This is a genomic window from Streptomyces sp. YIM 98790, from assembly GCF_011421595.1.
GTDB lineage: Bacteria > Actinomycetota > Actinomycetes > Streptomycetales > Streptomycetaceae > Streptomyces.
The window spans coordinates 1-562 of sequence record NZ_WTLH01000407.1 but is presented as its reverse complement, the minus strand read 5'-3'; the positions used below and the strand labels follow the sequence as shown (position 1 = coordinate 562).

The following is a 562-nucleotide window of genomic DNA, read 5'->3' as shown; positions in this document are numbered from 1 at the left end:
CGCCGAAGCACCGGAGGCGGCCCGCGGGCCGCTGGGCTTCGTGCGGGCCGCCGGGCGGTCCCGGGGCGGCCGGCTGGCCGCCGCCACCGGGTTCGGCGCGCTGGCCCTCGGCTCGGCCGTCGGACTGATGGCCACCTCCGGCTGGCTGATCTCCCGCGCCTCCGAGCAGCCGCCGCTCCTCCATCTGATGGTCGCCGTGACGGCCACCCGCGCCTTCGGCATCGGCCGCGCGGTGTTCCGCTACTGCGAGCGGCTGCTCAGCCACGACGCGGTGCTGCGCATCCTCGCCGGGCTGCGGGCCGGCGCCTTCCGGCGCCTGGAGCGGCTGGCCCCCGCCGGGCTGGGCCGCACCCGCCGCGGCGATCTGCTGGCCCGGCTGGTCGGCGACATCGACGCCCTCCAGGACTACTTCCTGCGCTGGCTGCTGCCCGCCGCCGGGGCGGCGGTGGTCTCGCTCGCCGCCGTGATCTTCACCGGCCTGCTGCTGCCCGCCGCCGGTGCCGCGCTGGCGGCCGGGCTGCTCGCCGCCGGGGTGGCGGTGCCCGCGCTGACCGCCGCGCTG

General features: G+C 79.7%; 1 pseudogene. It reads left to right on the top strand.

Features of this window, described 5'->3' with window-relative positions:
- Positions 1 to 562 (top strand): annotated as a pseudogene (locus tag GQS09_RS28395) (ABC transporter); the annotation flags it as partial.